At 61.9% G+C, this 21,941-nt stretch carries 25 protein-coding genes; 11 read left to right on the top strand and 14 right to left on the bottom strand.

From position 1 onward, the window contains the following. Nucleotides 1-75 precede the first annotated feature (75 nt). The 4 genes from grpE (at nt 76) to hslU (ending at nt 4,408) form a co-directional block, all read left to right on the top strand. Nucleotides 76-693, top strand: a complete 618-nt coding sequence (grpE, locus tag HH303_RS11225) for a nucleotide exchange factor GrpE (RefSeq protein WP_169625428.1) — start codon at nt 76-78, stop codon at nt 691-693. 356 nt (nt 694-1,049) lie between these two features. Continuing rightward, entirely contained in the window at nt 1,050-2,462 is a 1,413-nt protein-coding gene (locus HH303_RS11220; RefSeq protein ID WP_169625427.1) for a S1C family serine protease, read from the top strand. Nucleotides 2,463-2,522: 60 nt separating this feature from the next. Further along, a complete protein-coding gene (hslV, locus tag HH303_RS11215; protein WP_169625426.1) occupies nt 2,523-3,098 on the top strand; it encodes an ATP-dependent protease subunit HslV in 576 nt (191 codons plus the stop codon). After that, nucleotides 3,095-4,408 (top strand): ATP-dependent protease ATPase subunit HslU, encoded by a 1,314-nt coding sequence (hslU, locus tag HH303_RS11210; RefSeq protein WP_169625425.1) that lies wholly within the window; start codon nt 3,095-3,097, stop codon nt 4,406-4,408. The genes hslV and hslU overlap by 4 nt, the downstream gene beginning before the upstream one ends. On the opposite strand, the gene HH303_RS11205 is transcribed toward hslU, so the two are convergent. After that, a complete protein-coding gene (locus HH303_RS11205) occupies nt 4,398-5,033 on the bottom strand; it encodes a LysE family translocator (protein ID WP_169625424.1) in 636 nt (211 codons plus the stop codon). The two genes, hslU and HH303_RS11205, sit on opposite strands and share 11 nt — an antisense overlap. Before the next feature lie 174 nt (nt 5,034-5,207). Between HH303_RS11205 and HH303_RS11200 the strand changes: the two genes are divergently transcribed. After that, on the top strand, nt 5,208-5,615 hold the full coding sequence (locus tag HH303_RS11200) for a bacteriohemerythrin (protein WP_169625423.1): 408 nt from the start codon (nt 5,208-5,210) through the stop codon (nt 5,613-5,615). A 31-nt stretch (nt 5,616-5,646) separates the two neighbouring features. Here the strand turns inward: HH303_RS11200 and HH303_RS11195 are convergent, their stop codons facing one another. The 8 genes from HH303_RS11195 to HH303_RS11160 all read right to left on the bottom strand — a co-directional run bounded on the left by HH303_RS11195 (nt 5,647) and on the right by HH303_RS11160 (nt 13,404). Further along, on the bottom strand, nt 5,647-7,365 hold the full coding sequence (locus HH303_RS11195) for a sensor histidine kinase (protein ID WP_169625422.1): 1,719 nt from the start codon (nt 7,363-7,365) through the stop codon (nt 5,647-5,649). 139 nt (nt 7,366-7,504) lie between these two features. After that, nucleotides 7,505-7,855 (bottom strand): helix-turn-helix domain-containing protein, encoded by a 351-nt coding sequence (locus tag HH303_RS11190; RefSeq protein WP_169625421.1) that lies wholly within the window; start codon nt 7,853-7,855, stop codon nt 7,505-7,507. After that, nucleotides 7,852-8,424 carry a Smr/MutS family protein gene (locus HH303_RS11185; protein ID WP_169625420.1) on the bottom strand — a complete coding sequence of 191 codons (573 nt, stop codon included), beginning with the start codon at nt 8,422-8,424 and terminating at the stop codon, nt 7,852-7,854. Before HH303_RS11185 ends, HH303_RS11190 begins: the two co-directional genes overlap by 4 nt. Further along, nucleotides 8,421-9,107: a LutC/YkgG family protein gene (locus HH303_RS11180; protein ID WP_169625419.1), complete on the bottom strand. Its 687-nt coding sequence runs from the start codon at nt 9,105-9,107 to the stop codon at nt 8,421-8,423. The genes HH303_RS11185 and HH303_RS11180 overlap by 4 nt, the downstream gene beginning before the upstream one ends. Beyond that, nucleotides 9,104-10,561 (bottom strand): LutB/LldF family L-lactate oxidation iron-sulfur protein, encoded by a 1,458-nt coding sequence (locus HH303_RS11175; RefSeq protein ID WP_169625418.1) that lies wholly within the window; start codon nt 10,559-10,561, stop codon nt 9,104-9,106. Before HH303_RS11175 ends, HH303_RS11180 begins: the two co-directional genes overlap by 4 nt. A gap of 3 nt (nt 10,562-10,564) precedes the next feature. Further along, nucleotides 10,565-11,365, bottom strand: coding sequence for a (Fe-S)-binding protein (locus HH303_RS11170; RefSeq protein ID WP_169625417.1), 801 nt, complete (start codon nt 11,363-11,365; stop codon nt 10,565-10,567). Nucleotides 11,366-11,493: 128 nt separating this feature from the next. Beyond that, nucleotides 11,494-12,720 carry a murein transglycosylase A gene (mltA, locus tag HH303_RS11165; protein ID WP_169625416.1) on the bottom strand — a complete coding sequence of 409 codons (1,227 nt, stop codon included), beginning with the start codon at nt 12,718-12,720 and terminating at the stop codon, nt 11,494-11,496. 12 nt (nt 12,721-12,732) lie between these two features. After that, the gene (locus HH303_RS11160) at nt 12,733-13,404 is read right to left on the bottom strand and encodes a Tim44/TimA family putative adaptor protein (protein WP_169625415.1); all 672 of its coding nucleotides are present in this window, start codon (nt 13,402-13,404) and stop codon (nt 12,733-12,735) included. A 120-nt stretch (nt 13,405-13,524) separates the two neighbouring features. Here HH303_RS11160 and HH303_RS11155 point away from each other — a divergent pair, with 120 nt between their 5' ends. From HH303_RS11155 to secB, 3 genes are read left to right on the top strand one after another with little or no spacing between them, the layout of a single operon-like run. Then, nucleotides 13,525-14,052 (top strand): FxsA family protein, encoded by a 528-nt coding sequence (locus HH303_RS11155; RefSeq protein WP_169625414.1) that lies wholly within the window; start codon nt 13,525-13,527, stop codon nt 14,050-14,052. Then, the gene (locus HH303_RS11150; protein ID WP_169625413.1) at nt 14,049-14,621 is read left to right on the top strand and encodes a histidine phosphatase family protein; all 573 of its coding nucleotides are present in this window, start codon (nt 14,049-14,051) and stop codon (nt 14,619-14,621) included. The genes HH303_RS11155 and HH303_RS11150 overlap by 4 nt, the downstream gene beginning before the upstream one ends. Before the next feature lie 45 nt (nt 14,622-14,666). Then, on the top strand, nt 14,667-15,218 hold the full coding sequence (secB, locus tag HH303_RS11145) for a protein-export chaperone SecB (RefSeq protein ID WP_169625412.1): 552 nt from the start codon (nt 14,667-14,669) through the stop codon (nt 15,216-15,218). Nucleotides 15,219-15,238: 20 nt separating this feature from the next. Here secB and dnaQ read toward each other — a convergent pair whose 3' ends face one another. The 5 genes from dnaQ to HH303_RS11120 are packed head-to-tail and all read right to left on the bottom strand — an operon-like array spanning nt 15,239 to nt 18,922. Then, nucleotides 15,239-15,943, bottom strand: coding sequence for a DNA polymerase III subunit epsilon (dnaQ, locus tag HH303_RS11140; protein WP_169625411.1), 705 nt, complete (start codon nt 15,941-15,943; stop codon nt 15,239-15,241). A 3-nt stretch (nt 15,944-15,946) separates the two neighbouring features. Next, on the bottom strand, nt 15,947-16,534 hold the full coding sequence (coaE, locus tag HH303_RS11135; protein ID WP_169625410.1) for a dephospho-CoA kinase: 588 nt from the start codon (nt 16,532-16,534) through the stop codon (nt 15,947-15,949). Then, complete coding sequence (locus HH303_RS11130; protein ID WP_169625409.1) at nt 16,531-17,442, bottom strand: shikimate dehydrogenase; 912 nt, start codon at nt 17,440-17,442, stop codon at nt 16,531-16,533. Before HH303_RS11130 ends, coaE begins: the two co-directional genes overlap by 4 nt. Continuing rightward, a complete protein-coding gene (locus HH303_RS11125; protein ID WP_169625408.1) occupies nt 17,439-18,059 on the bottom strand; it encodes a Maf family protein in 621 nt (206 codons plus the stop codon). Before HH303_RS11125 ends, HH303_RS11130 begins: the two co-directional genes overlap by 4 nt. Continuing rightward, nucleotides 18,056-18,922, bottom strand: a complete 867-nt coding sequence (locus tag HH303_RS11120; protein ID WP_169625407.1) for a pyruvate, water dikinase regulatory protein — start codon at nt 18,920-18,922, stop codon at nt 18,056-18,058. The genes HH303_RS11125 and HH303_RS11120 overlap by 4 nt, the downstream gene beginning before the upstream one ends. A 413-nt stretch (nt 18,923-19,335) precedes the next feature. On the opposite strand from HH303_RS11120, the gene hemE reads away from it, so the two are divergent. Genes hemE through hemJ form a run of 3 tightly spaced genes read left to right on the top strand, consistent with a single transcriptional unit; the run spans nt 19,336 to nt 21,872 of the window. Next, a complete protein-coding gene (gene hemE / locus HH303_RS11115; RefSeq protein WP_169625406.1) occupies nt 19,336-20,382 on the top strand; it encodes a uroporphyrinogen decarboxylase in 1,047 nt (348 codons plus the stop codon). A gap of 35 nt (nt 20,383-20,417) precedes the next feature. Then, complete coding sequence (gene hemH / locus HH303_RS11110; protein WP_169625405.1) at nt 20,418-21,437, top strand: ferrochelatase; 1,020 nt, start codon at nt 20,418-20,420, stop codon at nt 21,435-21,437. 12 nt (nt 21,438-21,449) lie between these two features. After that, nucleotides 21,450-21,872 carry a protoporphyrinogen oxidase HemJ gene (hemJ, locus tag HH303_RS11105; RefSeq protein ID WP_169625404.1) on the top strand — a complete coding sequence of 141 codons (423 nt, stop codon included), beginning with the start codon at nt 21,450-21,452 and terminating at the stop codon, nt 21,870-21,872. Nucleotides 21,873-21,941: the final 69 nt, after the last annotated feature.

Genomic DNA, 21,941 nt, shown 5'->3' with positions numbered 1-21,941 from the left:
GAGTGGGGGTCCGATGGGCTACGCCCGCCCCCGAATTGGAAGTGAAATGGCCGAGAGCCGGATGGATAGAAATCGATGAGCGACGAAAACAAGAACCCCGCCAACGAAACCGAAACGCCGGAAGCCGGTGCCGAAACCGAAGGTGCCGACACGCAACGCGCCGAGGCCGAGGCCCCCGCCGACCCGATCGAGGCCCTGAAGGCCGAACTCGCCGCCATGAAGGACAAGGCCCTGCGCGCCGTCGCGGAGGCGGAGAACGTCCGCCGCCGGGCCGATAAGGAACGCGCCGATACGCTGAAATATGCCTCGGCCGGTCTGGCCAAGGAATTGCTGCCGGTCGTCGACAACCTGCGCCGCGCGGTGGATTCCGTGCCCGAAGCCGACCGCGAGGCCAACGATGTTCTGAAGAACCTGCTGGTCGGCGTCGAAATGACCGAAAAGATGCTGCTGGACGCCTTCGGCAAGTCGGGCATCCTGAAAATCGACCCGCTGGACGAGAAGTTCAATTACGCGGAACATCAGGCGATCCAGGAAGTGCCCGGCACCGGCAAGCCCGGCGGCACCGTGGTCCAGGTCCTGCAATCCGGTTACAAGCTGCACGACCGCCTGCTGCGCCCGGCCATGGTCCTGGTCGCCAAAGCCGACCCGGCCGCCCCGCCGGAAGACCCGGAAAAGGTCGATACTTCGGCTTGAAGCGCGCCGATTTACTAACGGCGTGCAGTTTCGGCTCTATGTGCAAGGTCCGGTTACGAATTTGATCTGGACGTTATTGCCGCTCCGGTAAACCTCGAAGTTCACTTCGAGCGAACCTTATTTCGGCAGGTCCTCTATCGTGTGGATCGGAGCATCGTTCACAGTAAGGAGGATGTCGCCGGACACGTATGACGTCGAAGAACCACTGTAGGTCCGGTATGCGCTGATCTCAGCGTTGGAATCAATCCGGCAGCAACTGATTGTAACGCTCAGCCTTTTTCAATGGTTGTTTTACACTTGAGAGTTTTAGCTCGGTTTTTTATCCTCCATTGGTTTTTCCGGGATGGGGGCGTTTCATGCAATTTTTACGTGTTAGCGGTTTACGGCGCGGTGCCTTCGTGCTGGCTCTGTGCGGGACCGCCACCTTGGTTTCCGCCTGCAACACCACGAAAGCGGTTTCCATTCCGACGGTCCAGGCCCCTGAATCGCCCGACTTGTCCGTTTCCATGGCGGAAACCCGCCCCTTTTCCTTCGCCAAGGCCATTTCGGGCATCCGCTACGGAACGCCGATCATCTACTTCCCGGCAGGCGGCGTCGATGGGGCGAACGGCATACGATGCAACCAAAGTCATTCCGGCGAATCCAAAATCACATGGAGCGCAACGTCCCGCGAATTAAGCGGCTGGTCGGGCAATGTCGGCACCGTGTTCTACGATGTTATGTCCGGTCGCGGTTTCGATCTGGCCGGAAATCCGGACCAATTGTTCAATGTCGATGACGCTCTCGGGCGGGCGGATTTTCAGATCGGCGCCCGTATCGAGGAAATCCGCGGCAACTTCTGTCAGGAACACCACTGGTACGATGCGCATCCGCTCGACAGTTTTTCGGGCGAAATGTATATGCGCGTTCGCTGGGCCGTTTATGACGTCCTGGCGCGCCGCGAGGTGGCCAGCATCGAAACCGAAGGTTACGCCATTCACGCGGACCCGGAATCGACGGGAATTTTCGATGTTTTTCTCGATTCCTTCGGCAGCGCGACGGAAGCCCTAGCGTCCAATCCCGCCTTCCTCGAGTCCATTCGAAAACAGTCCGCCGCCGTGCAGGAAGCCGCCGCAAAACCGCTTTCCGACGATGTTCTGGTCATTAACCGTGTCGATCTGTCTACCAAACCGTTCCGCGATGTCATGCCCCAACGATTGGAGTCCGCCGTCGTGATCGACTTGGGCAACGGCCATGGCAGCGGATTCCTGATTTCGGAAGACGGGTATATCCTGACCAACCGGCATGTCGTCGGAGAACGTGATTCGGTAAAGGTTCGCTTCCGAAACGGGTTGACCATTGACGGTCAGGTTATTCGGCGCCACCAACGCCGTGACGTGGCTTTGGTCAAGGTGCCGATTTCCGGTTTGGCGCCGATGCCTTTACGGCTCGAATACCCTTTGCCGACCGACACGGTCTATGCGATCGGCGCGCCGGTCATGACAGATCTTCAATCCACGATCACCAAAGGGGCGGTCAGCGCGCTTCGGAATGATAAAATTTCAAACGATGCCACTCTGCCTGTAATTCAAGCCGACGCGGCCATTCACGGCGGCAACAGCGGGGGTCCCCTGTTGGATGAAAACGGCAATGTGATTGGCATTACGATGTACACGATCCTTGATAGCGATGGCTCCCCAACCAACACGCTGAACGGCTTCATACCGATCGCCTCCGCCTTGGAATTTCTTCAAATCAGCCCGACCGGAAAGCCGCTTCCGAATTCGTGATTGGCATCGGGCGGCTCCTGGACTGTTGACGCCGCCCGTCGCCTCCCCCATATCGGCGGCATGGCACAGACGAACGACCAAGGTGCCGGAAACGCGGCGGTGTTTCACGGTACGACCATCCTGTCCGTCCGCAAGGGCGGAAAGGTGGTGATCGCGGGCGACGGGCAGGTGACTCTGGGTCACACCGTCTTCAAATCCAATGCGCGCAAGGTGCGTCCGCTGGGCGAGGATGGCGGCGTTATCGTCGGCTTCGCCGGGGCGACCGCGGATGCCTTCACGCTGTTCGAACGGCTTGAGGCCAAGCTGGAACAATATCCGAAACAACTGACCCGTGCCTGCGTCGAACTGGCGAAGGATTGGCGCACCGACCGCTATCTGCGCCGGTTGGAGGCGATGATGGCCGTGGTCGACAAGGACGTGTCCCTGATCCTCAGCGGCACCGGCGACGTGCTGGAACCCGAAGACGGATTGATCGGCATCGGGTCCGGCGGGGCCTATGCCCTGGCCGCCGCGCGGGCTCTAGCCGATCGCGACGATATGTCGGCGGAGGATATCGCCCGCCGCGCCATGAAGGTCGCCGCCGATATCTGCATCTACACGAACGAGAACGTCACGCTCGAAAGCCTGGATACATGACCGAGTTTTCCCCCCGCGAGATCGTGTCCGAACTGGACCGCTTCATCATCGGCCAGCAGGACGCGAAACGCGCCGTCGCCATCGCCCTGCGCAACCGCTGGCGCCGTCAGCAGTTGGACCCCGATCTGCGCGACGAGGTATTGCCGAAGAATATCCTGATGATCGGGCCGACCGGCTGCGGCAAGACGGAAATCGCGCGGCGCTTGGCGAAATTGGCCCGCGCGCCCTTCATCAAGGTCGAGGCGACGAAATTCACCGAGGTCGGCTATGTCGGCCGCGATGTGGAACAGATCGTCCGCGACCTGGTCGAAGCCGCGATCCAGATGGAAACCGAAACCCAGCGTCGCGAGGTCCATGCGAAGGCCGAGCTGGCCGCCGAGGACCGCGTCCTGGACGCGCTGGTCGGCACCAATGCGGGCGAGTCGACGCGTCAGTCCTTCCGCAAGAAGCTGCGCGAAGGCTCCCTGGACGACAAGGAAATCGAAATCCAGGTCGCCGACGCGAACCCGATGGGCCTGCCCACCATGGATATTCCCGGCATGCCGGGCGCGCAGATGGGGATGCTCAACCTCAACGACCTGTTCGGCAAGGCGCTCGGCGGCGGCCGGACCAAGGCGCGCAAGATGAATGTGCGCGAAAGCTATGAGGTCCTGGTGTCGGAAGAAGCCGACAAGCTGGTCGATCACGAGGCGATCAAACTGGCCGCGATTTCGAATGTGGAGCAGAACGGCATCGCCTTCATCGACGAGATCGATAAAATCACCGTGCGCTCCGAACGGTCCGGCGGGGATGTCAGCCGCGAAGGGGTGCAGCGCGACCTGCTGCCGCTGATTGAGGGCACGACGGTTTCCACCAAGCACGGCGCGGTGAAGACCGACCATATCCTGTTCATCGCGTCGGGCGCGTTCCATCTGGCGAAGCCCAGCGACCTGCTGCCGGAATTGCAGGGCCGCCTGCCGATCCGGGTTAGCCTGAACGCCCTGACCGAAAGCGATTTCCGCCGCATCCTGACGGAGCCGGATAACAGCCTGATCAAGCAATATGTCGCGCTGATGGGTACGGAAAACCTGACGCTGAACTTTACCGAGGAATCGATCGACGCCCTGGCCAAATTGGCCGCGCAGATCAATGAGTCGGTGGAAAATATCGGCGCGCGCCGTTTGCATACCGTGCTGGAAAAGCTGCTGGAAGAGATCAGCTTCACCGCATCGGACAGGCCCGGCGAAACGGTCGAAATCGACGCGGGCTACGTCACGTCCCAGGTCGGCGAACTGGCCAAGGACGCGGACCTGTCGAAGTTCATTTTGTAACCGCCGCCCAGACCATATCCCAAACCGCCGAGCCGACGGATAGCAGCAATAGAAGCGCGAAGCCGATATTGATCGCGCGGCCCAGGCGGGGGTGGCGCAGGAAGCGAGCTAGGGCCGCCCCGGCAAGCAGCCAGATCAGGTTCACGGCGAAGATCATGCCGGTCAGCAGGGCGATCTTGATGCCGGCTTCCGGGACCGGGGCGAAACCGGCGATATGCGCGCCCGCGAACAGGGCGCCGAACACGGTAAACGCCTTCGGATTGGCAACGGCGAGCAGGTATCCGCCTTTCCAACCCGGGCGTTGGGCATCCTGCGCCGGTTTTTCGCCCAGAACCGGGGCCGTCGCGATCCGGTAGGCGAGATAGAGCATGTAGCACAGGCCCAGTCCGGCGAGGACCGGCGCCGCCAGGGGCAGCGCGAGGACCAGCCCGGTCACCCCGGTCGCGATCATAAGCAGGACCGTCGCCGTGCCCGCAACGATCCCGAAATAATACGGCAGGGCCGCCCGGATGCCGAAGGCCGATGCCGTCGCGGCGCAGCTCAACACCGCCGGGCCGGGGCTGCCCATCAGAGGCAATGCCGCGGCCAATAAGGCCAATCCGTCGCCAATAGCAGTCGTTTGCATGTCGCCTACTTTCCCAAACCGCAACACCCGCACAATGGCGCATCCGTCGACACCGGTCTTGAACGTTCGTGCGACATCGAATGGTTCTCCCATTCCGGGTGATTGACAGACGGTTTCTCTGTCCTAGAGTCGAATGGGCGGATGTGGGCGTTAAGAAAAACCGCGAGGATGCGGATGGGATATTTCTTGCCGACGGCGTTTCAGCTCGGCATCCAAGAGGTCGACGATCAGCATCATGCGCTGGTCGATCTTACCAATGTCTGCGCCGATCTGATCGAGGCGGGGCAGGAAAAGGATGCCTGCCCGCCCCTGAAGAAATTCATCCACCTGCTTGAGGATCATTTCCACAAGGAGGAGGCGATGATGGAAAGAATGGGATATCCCGGTCTGGACTGGCATCGAGAGCATCATGCCGACGCATTGCGCGTGACCCAGAAGGTGTTCGATACCTGCCGGGCGAATGAACAGATCACGGCGGGCGATATCGCCGACCTGTTCAACAACGTCATCATGGATATCGTCCGGGCCGATTTGAAATTCGCCGAATATCTGGAAGGGCGCGGGGATCTACGCAGACCGTAAGGTCCGGCCTTCCCTCTATTTCGCCGACCCTCTATTTCGCCGCCCCGCTTTCGTCCACGACATCTTCCGCGATCACCCGGACCGCCGGCAGTCGGATCGTGACCGTCGTCCCCTTGCCGGGTGCGGATGACAGCGACATCGTCCCCTGGTGCAGCTCGATCAGCGCCTTGCTGATGTTCAATCCCAGGCCCGTGCCTTGTGTGTTGCGGACATGGGCATCCTTCGACTGACCGAAGGGCTGCAGGGCGGTGGTGATTTCTTCCGGGCTCATCCCAGCGCCCTGATCGTGCACCCGAATGCCCAGATCGCCGTTCCCATAGCGACAGGTATCGATACGGATCGTTGTTTTCGGCTCCGAATATTTGATGGAATTGGACAGCAGGTTCACCAGGATTTGTTTCAGGGCACGCGCGTCAACCACGATCAGGGTGTTTTCGGCGGCGGTGCGGATCGCGATCGTCTTCTCCTTGGCCAGACCGCCGATGAGTGTCACGCATTGATCGACGAGATCGAGCAAGTGGATTCTCTCTTCATACAGCTCATACCGCGCGGCTTCGATCTTCGACATATCCAGGATGTCGTTGATCAGGGCCAGCAGGTAACCGCCGCTATTGAAGATGTCGTTCGAATACTCGCGCACTCGCTCCGGATTCGACGAGACGCCGCCTTCCTGACGCAACATGTCGGAAAATCCGATAATGGCGTTCAGGGGCGTGCGCAGTTCATGGCTCATCATCGCCAGAAACCGGGATTTCGCGCGGTTGGCGGCCTCTGCCGCATTGCGCGCGTCGACCAAATCCATGGTGCGGGCTTCCAACCCGTTCTGATAGTCGTGAACAAGCTTCAGGGACCGGTTCGCACGGTGGACGATCACCGCAAAAATCGACAGCAGCACGAACAGGCCGATCACCATCGGGACCGCGAGGTGATGCAGCATATCCGTACCGGGCCGGTCGCGCTTCCAGGTCAAATTGCCGATCGGCACGCCGTCCGCGGATTCCAGTACCATGCCGATATTCGCCGTATCGTCATGACCGGAATGCGCCACCAAATTTTCGATATGCAGGTCCTGTAAAAGGAACCGATGCTCCAACTCCCCCAACAGGGTCTCGTCCAGCATCTTGTAGAAAACCAGAACGGCAAGCTTCCCGTTGTCCAGGGGCGGTGCGGTGTCGTCTTCCCATCGAATTGGCGCGGCGGCGCCCAGATAAATGCCCATGGAATCCTGAAAATACCCGATCACCGCATCGGCGTCTTCCGGCGAGGGAAGCGGTTCCCGTCGCGCTTCCTCAATCAGGGCTTTCAATCCGTCGGGCAAGGTATCCGGGTCCCCGAAATGCTCCCCGCCATCCGCATCCGCGTGATTGATGACGCGATCTTGCCCGTCCGGCCCCCAGCCGACGGCGATCGCACCGTGCATGCCCAGGCCTTCCACCGCCCAAGTACCGATATTGTCATCCGCCCAATCCGCGTCATAGGCGACAACGACGTTTTCCACCGTGGCGTCCCAAATGGAATAGTCCATGGCGAATTTCCGGGTTTCGTCCTGAACCACCATCAAGGCAGTCCCCGCGATATGCCGGGAGGCCTCCATGGCGAAATCGTTCTGTCGTCGCGCGCTGTGCACCAATAGGGCGGACATGAACAACAAGAACCCGACGATCAATATGAAAGTCGGGAACAGCTGCCGCCGCAGCGTCATGGTGTTCGGGGTGTGGTTTGGTGGAATCCGATCCACGTTCGCGTTCATTGGGTCTCCAAACGGACGTAACTTCGCTCCCCCTCTCGCCGCGAACTGTCGGCATTAGTTCCCCACGATGTTATCCTAACCGTACAAGTCTTTATCATTGGTAAATTTATTTGACGTTATCCGCCTAAAAATGCGGCGTCTATCCAACGATATCGAGCAATTGGCGAACCTTTCTGGCATCCAGTCGCCTAAGGCGTTGGGCCAGCCGGTTGGCCAGTTGCGTCGCTTCCGGCGACAGGCCGGTCGTATCGATGGTCACGCGCGGCTGCGACAGGCGCGCGAGGTCTTTCAGCGCCTCCGCCTCATCCCAAATAATGCCGAAATAGGCGCAGATCTGATCGACGCGCGCCGGGGTCGGTTTCGGGCGACGCCCGGTTTCCAGCGCGGACAAATAGGCCTGGCTGACGCCCAGCGCGTCCGACAGGTTCTTCAGCGTGACGCCCCGCTCCTTGCGCAGGCTGCGCAGACGGGCACCGAACGGCGTGGTCATGGCAGGCTCCGGTCGCGTTTCAGGAGGACATAAACCGCGCCCGAGCCGCCGTCCTGGGGCCGGGCATGCGAAAAGCTCAATATCAGATCGCGCAGCGGCGGCATGTTCAGCCAACGCGGCAATTCGGTTTGCAGGATGCCCTTGCCCTTGCCGGTCACGATCAGAACACAGCGCTTGCCCGACAGCCGCGCGCTGGTAACGAAGCCCAGCGTCGCGATATGGGCGGCATCGCGGCTCATCCCATGCAGGTCCAGGCGGCCTTGAATGGCCATCTTACCCCGGTGCAGCCGTTCCGCCGTCCGTCGGTCGACGCCGGGCGCACAGCCATGGCGCAATTCGCGATGCTTCGGGGCTTTCACGGGATCGGGCAGATCGGCGAGCGGCAGCACCTCCACCCGGCGCGGCTTTTCCTTCTTCCGCTTCGGGGCATCGGACGGCGGGACGGTCGTGGCTGTCAGCATATCGCGGAACACCGTGTCCCGCTTTACCGGCTTGGCGGATGACTTCACCGCATCCCACAGGGCGGCATCGTCCTTTCCGGCAGGTGTGTCCTTGCGTCGCCGACTCATCCGTTCTCTAGGATCAGGATATGCAGGCGCAACGGCCCATGCGCGCCGAGTTCGATCGTCTGTTCGATATCGCCGGTCCGCGACGGGCCGGTAATCATGTTGACGACGCGGCTCAACATCCCGTCCGGTCCGATCTTGTCGCGCAGCCTGTCCCACGCATCTTCATAGGCGCCGACAATTTCCGACCGTTTCAACACAACGATATGGGTTTCGGGCAGGAAATTCAGGGTCGTCGGCGCCTGTGGCCCGGCTTCGAGCATCAGGGTCCCGGTTTCCGCGATCCCGGCGAAGGCGCGGGTGACGCCGACCGCATCCTTGCCGTCGCTGGGGCCCGCGCTGACCGACAGGGTCGGGCGTTTCGCCCAGTCGACCGGATTGAGGTCGTCATGCGGCGCGACGCGCAGGGTCGCGGGTAGATTGTGCTGCGCCAGATAGTCGGCGATCGCGTCGGGCAGATCGTCCAGGCCGGCCAGCGCGGCAACGCTGCTTTCGACGGCGCGGGCACGTTCAGAAAAGGCCGCGACCAACTCCGATGCATCGCCTTGCGCGCGGGTCGGGATGATGCCGCGCGGGCGGCCCGTCAATCGGGCGCGCAGCTCCGCCTGTTTTGCCTCGTCCAGCGGACCCTGACGGCCCTTCGCCGCGCGAATACGGCCTAAAATGGCGGATCGGGAGTCGCTCATGCCGTCTCTCCCTTTCGTTTCAGATCCGAAACGGTTCGCGCGCCGCCCCGGGACGACCACTGATCCTGAAAGCTCTTGCCCGGCGGGGCGGCCATGTCGCGGTGATCGGTCCAGCCCGACGCCAGGGGCAGACGGCTGAACCGCCCGCGCTTGCGTCCGAACCTGCCCAGAAGCCCCAGACCGATGCGGGACACCATGCGATACAGTTTGGGCCGGCTGGCGAAAAAGCCCCAGACATCCAGGCCGAAACGCACGGCGGGCGGGGCCAAACCGTTTTCGAATTCCATTTCGCGATAGGCCCGCATCATCTTCGGCAGCGGGATGCGCATCGGACAGACATCGGCGCAACGGCCGCAGAAGGTCGATGCATTGGGCAATTGCCCGCCCTGGTCGACGCCGATGAAACTGGGCGTCAGCACCGCGCCCATCGGGCCCGGATAGACCCAGCCATAGGCGTGCCCGCCGACGGACCCGTAGACCGGGCAATGGTTCATGCACGCGCCGCAGCGGATACAGCGCAGCATGTCCTGAAATTCGGTGCCCAGCATCTTCGTCCGCCCGTTGTCGAGCAGGATGACATGGTATTCCTCCGGCCCGTCGGGGTCTTCCGCCCGGCGCGGGCCGGTCGAAAAGGTGGTGTAGGACGAAAAATCCTGTCCCGTCGCCGACCGGGCCAGCACGCGCAGGATGGCCGACGCGTCATCCAGCGTCGGCACGATCTTTTCCAGGCTGGCGATCACCACATGGACGCGGGGCAGCGTCTGGGTCATGTCGCCGTTGCCTTCATTGGTGACGATGACGCTGCTGCCCGTTTCCGCGATCAGGAAGTTGGCCCCGGTAATGCCGATATCCGCATCGAAATACTTCTGGCGCAGGACGGATCGCGCCTCGCTGATCAGGGTCTTGCGTTCGACCAGCGGGCGGTTCGGGTCCAGACCGGTATGGTGTTTGCGGAAATCGTCGGCAACCTGTTCCTTCAACACATGCACGGCGGGCGCGATGATATGGCTGGGCGCTTCCTTGCGAAGCTGGATGATATATTCGCCCAGATCGGTTTCGACGACCTCGTATCCCGCTTCCTCCAGCGCGCCGTTCAGGGCGATCTCCTCGGAGATCATGGATTTGCCCTTGGTCACCGACTTGGCGTCGACCCGCTTGCACAGGTCCAACACGATCTGGCGGGCCTCCGCCGCGTCTTCGGCCCAATGCACATGGCCGCCGGATCGGGTCACCGCCGCTTCATAGGTTTCCAGATAGAAATCGATGTTGTCCAGCGTGTGGTTCTTGATGTCCCGCGCCTGATCGCGCAGGGCGTCGAATTCCGGCAGGGCGGCGCGGGCCTTTGCCCGGCGGCCGATGAAGCCTTCCTTCATCTTGCCCAGCGCGACCTGCAAATTGGCGTCGGCGAGGGCCTCGCGGCTGTTTTCCTTGAATTGGGGAGTCTTGATCTGCATTGATTAGGACTCCGGCTCGCCAATGGCGGGTTCTCCGATGGCCGGTCCATCCCCCATCCCGGCCAGGATTTCGGCGACGTGATAGGCCTTCACCGGGCGGCCTTCGCGCGACAGCTTGCCCGCCATGTTCAATAGACAGCCCAAATCCCCGGCCAGCAGCGTGTCCGCACCGGTCGCGGCGATGTCCTCCGTCTTGTCGGACACCATCTTGTTGGAGATGTCCGGATATTTGACGCAGAACGTCCCGCCGAAGCCGCAACAGACCTCCGCCGAGGGCAATTCCGTCAGGGTCAGCCCCTCCACGCCTTTCAACAGGCGGCGCGGCTGGTCCTTCACGCCCAATTCGCGCAGGCCCGAACAGCTGTCGTGATAGGTGACGGTGCCTTTGTAATCCGCGATGGCCGTCGGCATGCCCATGACATCGACCAGGAAAGACGTCAGTTCATAGGTCTTCGCCGCCAGCGCCCGCGCCGGGTCGGCCAAATGCGGATCGTCCTTGAACAGGTCGGCCATATGTTCGCGGATCATGCCCGCGCAGGACCCGGACGGCGCGACGACGTAATCGAAATCGGCAAAGGCCTCGATCAGGGGCCGCGCCACCGATCGCGCATGGTCCCGGTCCCCGGAATTGAAGGCGGGCTGGCCGCAACAGGTCTGCGACGACGGCACCGCGACGGAACAGCCCGCGCGTTCCAGCAGCGTCACCGCCGCGAAACCGACCTGCGGGCGGAAGGAATCCACCAGACAGGTCACGAACAAACCGACCGTAACCTGTTTTTTCGGACTGTTGGGATTATCGGACATGGACCCCTCGCTTCATCGACCGCCCCGGTACAATGAAATGCAGCGCCTTGTAAATCAAGGAAGGTCGCGGAGGAAACCCTTGTCACCCTGGCCTACACCAGGATGACATCTCTCGGAATGTACAGCCGTTAACTGGACGCCGCCACCCGTTCCGCCAACGGGTTGGGCAGCAGCAGGAAATAGCGGCCCTTGGACTTCATGCGCCCTGCCTCGGCCAGCGCCTCATCGCCATAGCCCCAGAAGAAATCGCCGCGCACGACGCCCTTGATCGCGCCGCCCTTGTCCTGGGCGACCATCAGGCGGCGCAGCGGGTCTTCGGTGACGCCGGGGCGGGTCGTGTCCAGCCACAACGGCATGCCCAGCGGGATGAAGCCGGTATCGACGGCCATGCTGCGCTCCGGAGTCAAAGCGACACCTTCCGCGCCGATCGGTCCATCGCCCTGCAACAAGCGGAAAAAGATGAAACGCGGATTGAAGGCGAACAGGTCATGGGCCTTATCCGGGTTCTTTTCGATCCATTTGCGGATGCCGGACCAGCTGGCCTCATGCGCTTGCAGCTCGCCCTCGTCGATCAGCTTGCGCCCGATGGATTTGTAGCCGTGGCCGTTATGGGCGGCGAAACCGACGCGCACGACCTCTCCGTCCGGCAGAACGACGCGGCCTGATCCTTGAACCTGCAACAGGAAGACATCGACCGGATCGTCGATCCACAGCAATTCCAGATCCTGCCCGGCCAGCGCGCCGGATTCGATATCGCCGCGCATGGGATAGGGGATCAGCTTGCCGTCCTGAACCTTCCCGACGACGCCCTTGCCCTTCAAATCCGGGTCGAACAGGCCCAGATCGACCGTCACCAGATCACCGGGACGGGCGTAAAGCGGGGTCGCGAACGTGTCGGATTGCGTCCGCGATCCGGTCAGTTCCGCTTCGAAATAGCCGGTGAAGAGACCCTGATCGCCCGCATCGCCCTTGGACGGGTCGGCGACGGCAAAGGGCGTGAACCCGGATTCCAGCGCCGCCTTCAGGCTTGCGGCATCCGTTGCCGCGGCCAGAGCATCGCAGGCGGCCTGCCAATCGGCAGGCGTGGTTTCCAGCGCGGGCGTGCCGATTTCCTTATCCGCGGGCTGCGCCGTGATCCGTCCGCAGGACCGCAGCAAGGCCTGCTGCGCGCCGTCCAACCCGTCATCCGTCCAGCCGGGTAGATCGGCGAAGGCGACCGGCGACAGGGCCAGCGCGGGGGCCGCTTCTTCCGTCGGGGCCTTTTCTTCCGGTTTTTCGGGTTCCTTTTCCGCCTCGCAGCCCCACAGGACCGCACAAGCAAGAAGAAGCGGGATCAGGCGGGCGCCGGAACGCATGAGGCGAGGCCCTTATTCTGCGCTGCGGGTTTCGATGAGCTGCCAGTTCGGATCGCGGGCCGAAACCTTGCGCGCGAAGGTCCAGATGTCGACCACGGTTTCCACCTTCGACGGGTCGCCGTCCAGAACGCGGCCTTCGGAATCGTAGGTAACGTTGACCTGATCGCTGACGAACCGCACCGTCACGCGGGATTGTTCGCCGTCCAGCGCGGCTTCCACGATATTCGCGCTGTCGATCCCGACCAGCGTGTCTTCCATGCGCTGACCGGCCTTTTCGCGCGCGTCGATGGCGCCTGCGAACCCGTCATAGGTCGCCTTGTCCAGCAGCATTTTCAGGGTCTTGCGGTCGCCTTCGGTATAGGCGGCGACGATCATTTCGAACGCCTGTTGCGCGCCTTCCAGGAAATTGTCCGGTTCGAAATTCTCGTCGGCTTCCATAATCTGGCGCAGACCCGCGCCCGCCGGGCCTTCCAGCTGCTTGCTTTCCGGCTTCGGTTCTTCGAAGGATTTCGGCATGCGCACGACATTGTCGTCCGCATTGGCCGGGGCCTGACCGCGCTTTTTGTCGTTGGTATCCGGGAATTCGATGGGCTTCTGATGCCCGGTTCGTTTACCCAGGACACTGCCCAGCTTGAAGATCAGCAGGACGGCAATAGCGGCAAATATGATCAGGTCTATGGGCATTCCGCTCCCTCGAGCCGGGTGTATTGAGGCTTCCACCATTGTCATTTGCGGCGCAAACGCTTACCTCTTGGGCTGCGCTGCACCGCCTCTGATGTAAGGCTTCACTGTGGAAAGGGCAAGATGCCGTTCCTAATCCTGCTCGTTTTCATCCTTGTTCCGATTGCGGAAATCGCCATTTTCATCGAAGTGGGCGACCGGATCGGTCTGGGCTGGACCCTATTCACCATCGTCGCAACCGCCCTGATCGGCACCGCCCTGGTGCGCCAGCAGGGGCTGCAAACCCTGATGAAGGTGCGCAGCGACATGGAACGCAACGTCCTGCCGGTCGACGCGATGCTGACGGGATTATGCATCCTGGTCGCCGGCGTATTGCTGCTGACCCCCGGTTTTCTGACGGATTTCCTGGGTTTCATGCTGCTGATCCCGCCACTGCGGTCGGCGATCGGACACGGCATCGTCCATCAGATGCGCAAAAGCGGCCGCTTCACCGTCTATACGACCGGCGCGACGGGCCAGTCCCGCGCTAATTCCCGGGATGGCGTTATTGAAGGCGAGTTCGAGGAAGTCTCTCCCGACGATGGGCCCCAGGGTGGGCGCGATGGGGGAAATCCGAACGGCCCCCCAAGAAATGGCGACCGCCTGACATGATCCTGATCCGTCACGGTCAGTCCGAATTCAACGTCCATTTCGCCGAAACCCGTCAGGATCCCGGCATCCGCGATCCGAAACTGACCGATTTGGGTCGGCGGCAAATCGCGGCGGGCGCGGACTATATCGCACAGAATCACGGACGAGACCTGCGCCGCATCGTAACATCCCCCTATACGCGCACGCTGCAATCGGCGGCGATCCTGTCGGAGAAGCTGGGCCTGCCGGTGGAAATCGATCCGGATGTCCGCGAACACGCCTTTTTCTCCTGCGATATCGGGACACCGCGCGCCGATCTGGAAAGCCGCTATCCAGCCTTGAATTTCACCGCCTTGGCGGATGTCTGGTGGCCGGACAGCGAGGAAGATCATCATGTCGAGGACCGTGCCCGCACCTTTCGCACGCGTATGGCCGGGCACGAAGACTGGGCCGCGACGCTGGTCGTCAGTCATTGGGGATTTATCCGCGCCCTGACCGGGCATCGCGTGCCGAACGCCGCCGTCCTGCGCCTCGACCCGACCGCGCCGCATCCCGAGGGGGGTGAGGTTGTCTCCATCCCGGATGTATGATAGCGAGCCTCAACCCTTTCTTTATTCCCTTCCGCGAGACACATCATGGCCGACGATCAGAACGCCCAATCTGAAAATAATGAAGGCGGCGCTGCGCCCCAGACTCCGCCCCAGACCCCGGCGGAGCCGCCCTATCAGATCATCATGCAGTATGTGAAGGATTTCTCCTTCGAAAATCCGGGCGCACCGGGAATCTTTACCAGCGGGGCCGCGCCGCAGACCGCGATCAATCTGGACGTCACCAGCCAGCCGCTGGGCGGCCGCGATATCGAGGTCACGCTGAAGATCGATGCGCAGGCTGCTGTCGACGGGAAGGCAGTCTATATCCTGGAACTGGCCTACTCGGCCGTGGTGCGGGTCGGCAACGTGCCGAAGGAGGCGCTGAACGCGCTGGTCCTGGTGGAAGTGCCGCGCATGCTGTTCCCCTTCGCACGGGAAATCGTGTCCTCCACGACGCGCAACGGCGGCTATTCCTCGCTGTTGCTGGCCCCGTTCGACTTTGTGCAGCTATACCGCCGCCATATGGAACAGGCGCAGAAAGCCGGCGGCGACGCAGCGGTTGCCCAGCCCGAAGCAGCCGACACGGCTCAGGCGTAAACCTTCGTCAAAAACGAGGGTCAGGCGTTCCAGATCGGATTGCTGATTTTCGCTTCCAGAAAGGCGGCATGTGCCGCCTTTTCTTCTTCGCTGGCCGCATGGGGGCGAGCCGGTCGGACGGGGCGGCCCGCGACAGGTCCGGCCAACGTTTCCTGGGAAGGTCGCGCTTCCCCGCTCCCCGCATCCTCGCTGTCCCCGAAGGACAGGCCCGTCTGACGCCCGCCGGTCAGCTCGATATAAACTTCGGCCAGAAGCTCCGCATCCAGCAACGCCCCATGCTTGGTCCGCGCCGAATTGTCGATCTGGAACCGCTTACACAGCGCATCCAGGCTGGCCGGGGAGCCCGGGAATTTCGCCCTCGCCATGGCCACGGTATCGACCGTTTGCGACATCGGGATCGTGGGCCGTCCGCAGGCGGTCAGCTCCGCATTGATGAATTTCATATCGAAGGCGGCATTGTGGATGACCAGAATGCCGTCGCCGACGAATTCCAGGAAATCCTCCACCACATCGACGAACAGCGGCTTATCCGCCAGGAAGGCCTCCGACAGGCCGTGGACCTGAAACGCCTCCACCGGCATATCGCGTTCGGGGTTCAGATAGATGTGGAAGGTTTCCCCGGTGGGGACGCGGTTGATCAATTCGACGCAGCCGATTTCGACCAGCCGGTGCCCGGTATTCGGATCCAGGCCGGTCGTTTCCGTATCGAAACAAATCTCGCGCATCAATCAACCTCCCAAATCGTGGACCAGTTGCCGCAACTGCCGGAATACCGGCGCGCGGCCCAGGGACGTCCAGACCAGGACATCCGCGCGCCGGCGCTTCTCCGCCTCCGCCATTTGACGGGCGCGGATATCCGCCAATTTTTGCGGGGTCATGCCCGGTCTGGCAAGCACGCGCTGGGTCTGGATCAGTCTCGGCGCGGTGACGACCAGGGTCAAATCGCAATGCCGGTCGCCGCCGGTTTCGAACAATAGGGGCACGTCCAGCACGGCAATCGGCCGGTTTTGCAGGCGGCAATGGTTCAAGAACCGGTCCCGGTCCGCCGCGACCAGCGGATGCAGGATTTTTTCCAGCCGTTTCAACGCGTCTGGATTGCCGAAAACCAAGGGCCCCAGCGCCGCCCGGTCGACGGCGCCGTTTTTCGTCGATCCGGGGAAGGCGTCTTCCACCGCCGCGACCGCCGCGCCGCCCGGCCCCGTCAGCTTATGCACCGCCGCATCGGCATCGTGAATCGCGCAGCCCAACCGTCGCAGCATGGCCGACGCCGTGCTTTTCCCCATCCCGATGGACCCGGTGAGGCCGAGGACGATCATTGACCGATCGCCTCCAACACCGCGCGGCGGAGGGCGTCGTCGACAACCGGCGGCTCCGGCGGATTGAACCAGGCGACAAAGCCCGGCACGGCCTGATGCAGCAACATGCCCAGCCCGTCGACCGTCGCATTGCCGCGCGCCCGCGCCTGGGCCAGAAGGCCGGTTTCCAGGGGCTTGTAGACGATATCGGTCACGAAGGCCCGTTTCGGCAGGGGTGACAGGTCGATGTCCAATTCCGGCTGGCCGGTCATGCCCAGGCTGGTCGTGTTGACCAGAAAATCCGCATCGGCCAACCATTTCGGCAGCTTCTTGTAAGTGCCGACGGACAGCTTGCTGGCCGCGAATTGTTGCAGGTCCGACGCCACGCTTTTCGCGCGGTCCTGGTTCCGGTTCACGATACGAATTTCCGCGAAGCCAAGATCCTGCAACGCCCCGATCACGGCCCGCGCCGCGCCGCCCGCACCCAGAACCACCGCCACGCCCCGTCCCGTATCCGCCCAGCCGTCCGCCGCTTCCAAATTGGCGCGGAAGCCGTAGAGGTCCGTATTGCGGCCTTCGATACCGCCGTCCTTGCGTTTCACGATCGTATTCACCGCGCCCAATCGTTTCGCAGCCGAATCGAGAATATCGCAATAGGCATGGGCCGCTTCCTTGAAAGGCACGGTCACGTTCATGCCGACCCAGCCTTCACTGTCCAGAAGCTTCGTCGCCGCCAGCGCGAAATTGTCCGGCGGCAGGTCGCGTATTTCGTAGCGGCCCTTGATGCCGTAGCGTTTTAGCCAGGTGCCGTGCAGGACCGGCGACAGGGATTGGCCGATCGGATGGCCGACGACACCGGCGACCGGCTCGCCGACCGGACCCAGGCTGGGGATCGTGGCGGGAATATCGCCGAGGCTGGGCGGTATCATGACAGGATGGCCCCATGTTGACGCAGGAATCCCAGAAGCGGCAGAAGGGGCAGGCCCAGAATGGTGAAGTAATCACCCTCGACCCGGCTGAACAGTTGCGCGCCCAGCCCTTCCAGCCGGTACCCGCCGACGGAGCCGAGGCCGTCCTCCCCCACCGCATCGACATAGCGGGCGATGAAATCCGGGGTCAGGGAGCGCATGGTCAGATGCGCCGGTTCCACCAGACCCCAGATCCGCTCCCCGTTGCGCATGACGGATACGCCCGCGAACAGGCTGTGCCGCTTGCCGCTCAAGGCCTCGATATGGCCGCGCAGATGGTCGATATCCGCCGGCTTGTCGAACCAGACGCCGTTGCAGTCCAGGGTCTGATCCGCCCCGATGACCAGCGCGCCGGGATGACGACGGCTGACTTTCAACGCCTTCAGGTCCGACAGCGCCTCCGCGACCTGGGCGGCGCTGGCCCCTTCGGCGCGCAGGCTGTCCTTCACCGAATCCTCGTCGACATTGGCCGGGTCGATATGGACCGCCAGCCCCGCCCCGCGCAGAAGATCGGCGCGGGTCTTGCTGCCCGATGCCAGAACGATATCGACGGATTGTCCGAGATTGAGCGCGCTCACCGCTTGTCGTTCCCCTTCAAACCGGCCTCGCGCAGTTCCAGGCGGCGGTCGTAGTGTTCAATGATCGCGGCGGCCGTTTCCTCGATCGATCGGCGCGACACGTCAATGACCGGCCAGTTCCGTTCATGACAAATGCGGCGGCAGGTCATGACTTCCTTGCGCACGGTTTCCAGATCGACATAGTCCGTTTCGTCTCCTTCGGCGATCATCTTCAAACGGTTTTTGCGGATTTGGACCAGCCGCGCGGGATCCTTGGTCAGGCCGATGACCAGCGGCGCGTTGGGTCCTGTCATGGTCAACAATTCCTGCGGCAGGCCGATCCCCGGGACGAAGGGCACATTCGCCGCCTTGATGCCGCGGTTCGCCAGATAGATGCAGGTCGGTGTCTTCGACGTGCGGGACACGCCGGTCAGGACGACATCCGCATTGTGCAGATTCCAAAGCCCCTGCCCGTCGTCATGGGCCATGGCGTAATGCATGGCGTCGATGCGGCTGAAATAATCGGCGTCCAGCGCATGCTGCCGCCCCGGCTGCTGCCGCGCAGATGTCCCGATATAGTTTTCGAAGGCGGTAATGAACGGGTCCAGAACGGAAATACAAGGCACGCGCAGATCGCGGCAGCCTTCCAACAAATGGCGGCGCAGGTCCTGATTGACGAAGGTGAACAGGACGATCCCCGGATCGGCGGCGACCTTTTCCAAGATATGATCGATGCGCGCGGTGTTGCGGATCAGGTTCCAGTGATGCTCGATTCCCTCGATCCCTTCGAACTGGACGATACAGGCCCGCGCAATGGCCTGAACCGTCTCGCCGGTCGAATCCGAGACGAGATAGAGCTGTATGGCGCGCGGCTGTTCGCTCATGGGCACTAAATCCGTTCTTCCGGCAAAGTCTGTGTAAACCCTGTGGATCGTTTATGGGACAACCGACCCCGATATGGCAATGCCGCAACCATCCCCAAATCGGACCGGAGTCCGACAATGGGTTTTACCCATATGGATAGAATCCGAAACATGGATTTTGCCCTGTGGGTGTCCGATCGGATCGCCGATATCTATCCTCGACTCCGGCACAATTCGAAAACCGGGATATCCGCGGCATACTGACGCTTTTCCCATGGCTTTCCCACAGGAAGAGGCCTAGGTTTCAGGGGCATGTGCATAACATCGGGATGAAATTTAATCCCCGTGTCGCCCCCCTCCATCAACAGCCACTCCCTTTTATAATTATTATATTTATTTATAAGGGGAGCGCGTTCCCCGGATCGAGAGACGGTATGACCTCCAAGAAATCCCTGAAGCCTTTCCTGCGTGCCTTGAATGGCGAGACCCAGTCCGTGCCGCCCATCTGGCTGATGCGTCAGGCCGGACGCTATCTGCCGGAATATCGGGAGGTTCGTGCGTCGGCCAACGGGTTCCTGGACTTGTGTTACAGTCCCGAAAAGGCTTGTGAAGTAACGTTGCAGCCGATCCGGCGCTACGGTTTCGACGCCGCGATCCTGTTTTCCGACATTCTGGTCATTCCCCATGCGCTTCAGCAGAAGGTTTGGTTCGTCGAAGGCGAAGGACCGAAACTGGAACCGTTGAAGGATGCGGGCGACTTGTCGATCCTGAAACCCGACGCGGTTCTGGGCCATCTGCAGCCGGTTTTCGAGACGGTCGCGAAACTGAATGCCGCGCTGCCGATCGAATGCGCGCTGATCGGCTTTGCCGGGGCGCCCTGGACCATCGCGACCTATATGATCGAAGGCGGATCGTCGCGCGATTTCGCCAAGACGAAGCTATGGTCCTATCGCGACCCGGACGGGTTCCAGCGCCTCATCGATATCGTTGTGGAAGCGACCGCATCCTATCTGATCGCCCAGATCGACGCCGGGGCCCAGGCGTTGCAGCTGTTCGACAGCTGGGCCGGGGCCTTGGACGAACACGGGTTCCGCCGCTGGTCGATCGCCCCGGCAAAGCGCATCGTGGACATCGTGAAAAGCCGCCATCCCGACGTGCCGATCATCGGTTTCCCGCGCGGTGCCGGTCCGGCCTATATCGATTATGCCGCCGAAACCGGGGTGGATGCGGTGTCCCTGGATCAGGGCGTTCCCGTTGCCTGGGCCGCGCAGGCGCTGGATAAATCCGTGACGCTGCAAGGGAATTTGGATCCCATGGCGCTGCTGGCCGGCGGGGAACAGTTGGACCGGGCGGTGGATCATATCATCGATGGGTTCGCGTCCCGCCCGCATGTTTTCAATCTGGGCCATGGCATCATCAAGGAAACGCCGCCGGAGCATGTGACGCGACTGGTCGAGCGCGTGCGGCGGTCTAGGTCCTAAACCGGATCAGCGAGCCTCGATTTTTGGAGCATCCGATGACAACCGTGCTGCCGCCCGACCATCCGACCGTCCTGAATCCCAGGATCGGTGTGCTGTTGGTCAATCTGGGTACGCCGGACGGGTATGACACGCCCAGCATGCGCCGCTATCTGGCGGAATTCCTGTCCGATCCGCGCGTGATCGAGGCGCCGAAATGGCTGTGGTACCCGATCCTGCACGGGATCATCCTGACGACCCGGCCGAAAAAATCCGGTCAGGCCTATCGGAAAATCTGGATGCGGGAAACGAATGAAAGCCCGCTGCGCTTCTATACCCGCGAACAGTCGAACCGGCTGGCGACGCGGTTCGAAACCGAAAATGTCGCTGTGGAATGGGCCATGCGCTATGGGTCGCCGTCCATTCCGGACAAGCTGGACGCGCTGTTGGCCGCGGGCTGTCACCGAATTCTGATCCTGCCGCTGTATCCGCAATATTCCGCCGCGACCACGGCATCGGTTCAGGATACGGTTTTCGCCCATCTGGCGACACTGCGTCGCCAACCGGCGATCCGCACCTTGCCCAGCTTCCATGACGAACCGTCCTATATCGCGGCCCTGGCGAACAGCGTGCGCGACAGCCTGAAAGGCGCCGAAACGCCGGATCACCTGTTGTGCAGTTTCCACGGCATGCCGCGCGAAACGCTGGACAAAGGCGATCCCTATCACTGTTTCTGTCAAAAGACGGGCCGCTTGCTGCGCGATGCGCTGGGCTGGCCGGAAGATCGGTTCACCGTTGTCTTCCAGTCCCGCTTCGGGCCGAAGGAATGGCTGCAGCCCTATGCCGAACCGACGGTGCGGGACCTGGCCAAGGGCGGCACGAAATCCATCGCGATGATTTCACCCGGCTTCGTGTCCGACTGCGTGGAAACGCTGGAAGAACTGGCCATCGGCCTGAAAGAGGTGTTCGAGGAAAACGGCGGGGAGCATTTCACCTATATTCCCTGCCTGAACGCCACGGACGCATCCATCGATATGCTGGAATCCCTGACCCGGCGCGAATTGTCCGGGTGGCTGTAGGAGACGGACCCCATGGAGTTTTGGATCAAGGCAATTCACGTCATGTCCGTCATCGCCTGGATGGCCGGGATGCTCTATCTGCCGCGGCTCTTCGTCTATCACTGTGACGCGGAACCGGGGTCGAAACAGTCGGAAGATTTCAAGGTCATGGAACGCCGCCTGCTGCGCGGCATCATGAACCCGGCCATGATCGCGACCTGGATTTTCGGCCTGTGGACGGCCTATGAGTTCAATTTCTTCACCGACGGCTGGTTCCACGCGAAAATGGCCTTGGTCATCCTGCTGTCCGGCATGCACGGCGCGATGTCGAAATGGCGCAAGGATTTCGCGGCGGACCGCAATACGCGCAGCGCGAAATTCTACCGCATCATGAACGAGGTCCCCGCCGTCCTGATGGTCGGGATCGTCATCCTGGTCGTCGTTAAGCCGTTCTGACGCAACCGGTCTTAACAAAACATCCATTTGACTTTAAACGCGATCCACCTTATGTGATCGGTAGTCGGA

It is taken from the genome of Pacificispira spongiicola, assembly GCF_012926505.1.
GTDB lineage: Bacteria > Pseudomonadota > Alphaproteobacteria > UBA8366 > Aestuariispiraceae > Pacificispira > Pacificispira spongiicola.
This window is presented reverse-complemented; position numbering and strand designations above follow the sequence as displayed.

Excerpts from the sequence above, each read along its gene's own strand:
- grpE (WP_169625428.1), top strand. The coding sequence starts at position 76 with ATGAGCGACGAAAACAAGAACCCCGCCAACGAAACCGAAACGCCGGAA.
- HH303_RS11220 (WP_169625427.1), top strand. The coding sequence starts at position 1,050 with ATGCAATTTTTACGTGTTAGCGGTTTACGGCGCGGTGCCTTCGTGCTG.
- hslV (WP_169625426.1), top strand. The coding sequence starts at position 2,523 with ATGGCACAGACGAACGACCAAGGTGCCGGAAACGCGGCGGTGTTTCAC.
- hslU (WP_169625425.1), top strand. The coding sequence starts at position 3,095 with ATGACCGAGTTTTCCCCCCGCGAGATCGTGTCCGAACTGGACCGCTTC.
- HH303_RS11205 (WP_169625424.1), bottom strand. The coding sequence starts at position 5,033 with ATGCAAACGACTGCTATTGGCGACGGATTGGCCTTATTGGCCGCGGCA.
- HH303_RS11200 (WP_169625423.1), top strand. The coding sequence starts at position 5,208 with ATGGGATATTTCTTGCCGACGGCGTTTCAGCTCGGCATCCAAGAGGTC.
- HH303_RS11195 (WP_169625422.1), bottom strand. The coding sequence starts at position 7,365 with ATGAACGCGAACGTGGATCGGATTCCACCAAACCACACCCCGAACACC.
- HH303_RS11190 (WP_169625421.1), bottom strand. The coding sequence starts at position 7,855 with ATGACCACGCCGTTCGGTGCCCGTCTGCGCAGCCTGCGCAAGGAGCGG.
- HH303_RS11185 (WP_169625420.1), bottom strand. The coding sequence starts at position 8,424 with ATGAGTCGGCGACGCAAGGACACACCTGCCGGAAAGGACGATGCCGCC.
- HH303_RS11180 (WP_169625419.1), bottom strand. The coding sequence starts at position 9,107 with ATGAGCGACTCCCGATCCGCCATTTTAGGCCGTATTCGCGCGGCGAAG.
- HH303_RS11175 (WP_169625418.1), bottom strand. The coding sequence starts at position 10,561 with ATGCAGATCAAGACTCCCCAATTCAAGGAAAACAGCCGCGAGGCCCTC.
- HH303_RS11170 (WP_169625417.1), bottom strand. The coding sequence starts at position 11,365 with ATGTCCGATAATCCCAACAGTCCGAAAAAACAGGTTACGGTCGGTTTG.
- mltA (WP_169625416.1), bottom strand. The coding sequence starts at position 12,720 with ATGCGTTCCGGCGCCCGCCTGATCCCGCTTCTTCTTGCTTGTGCGGTC.
- HH303_RS11160 (WP_169625415.1), bottom strand. The coding sequence starts at position 13,404 with ATGCCCATAGACCTGATCATATTTGCCGCTATTGCCGTCCTGCTGATC.
- HH303_RS11155 (WP_169625414.1), top strand. The coding sequence starts at position 13,525 with ATGCCGTTCCTAATCCTGCTCGTTTTCATCCTTGTTCCGATTGCGGAA.
- HH303_RS11150 (WP_169625413.1), top strand. The coding sequence starts at position 14,049 with ATGATCCTGATCCGTCACGGTCAGTCCGAATTCAACGTCCATTTCGCC.
- secB (WP_169625412.1), top strand. The coding sequence starts at position 14,667 with ATGGCCGACGATCAGAACGCCCAATCTGAAAATAATGAAGGCGGCGCT.
- dnaQ (WP_169625411.1), bottom strand. The coding sequence starts at position 15,943 with ATGCGCGAGATTTGTTTCGATACGGAAACGACCGGCCTGGATCCGAAT.
- coaE (WP_169625410.1), bottom strand. The coding sequence starts at position 16,534 with ATGATCGTCCTCGGCCTCACCGGGTCCATCGGGATGGGGAAAAGCACG.
- HH303_RS11130 (WP_169625409.1), bottom strand. The coding sequence starts at position 17,442 with ATGATACCGCCCAGCCTCGGCGATATTCCCGCCACGATCCCCAGCCTG.
- HH303_RS11120 (WP_169625407.1), bottom strand. The coding sequence starts at position 18,922 with ATGAGCGAACAGCCGCGCGCCATACAGCTCTATCTCGTCTCGGATTCG.
- hemE (WP_169625406.1), top strand. The coding sequence starts at position 19,336 with ATGACCTCCAAGAAATCCCTGAAGCCTTTCCTGCGTGCCTTGAATGGC.
- hemH (WP_169625405.1), top strand. The coding sequence starts at position 20,418 with ATGACAACCGTGCTGCCGCCCGACCATCCGACCGTCCTGAATCCCAGG.
- hemJ (WP_169625404.1), top strand. The coding sequence starts at position 21,450 with ATGGAGTTTTGGATCAAGGCAATTCACGTCATGTCCGTCATCGCCTGG.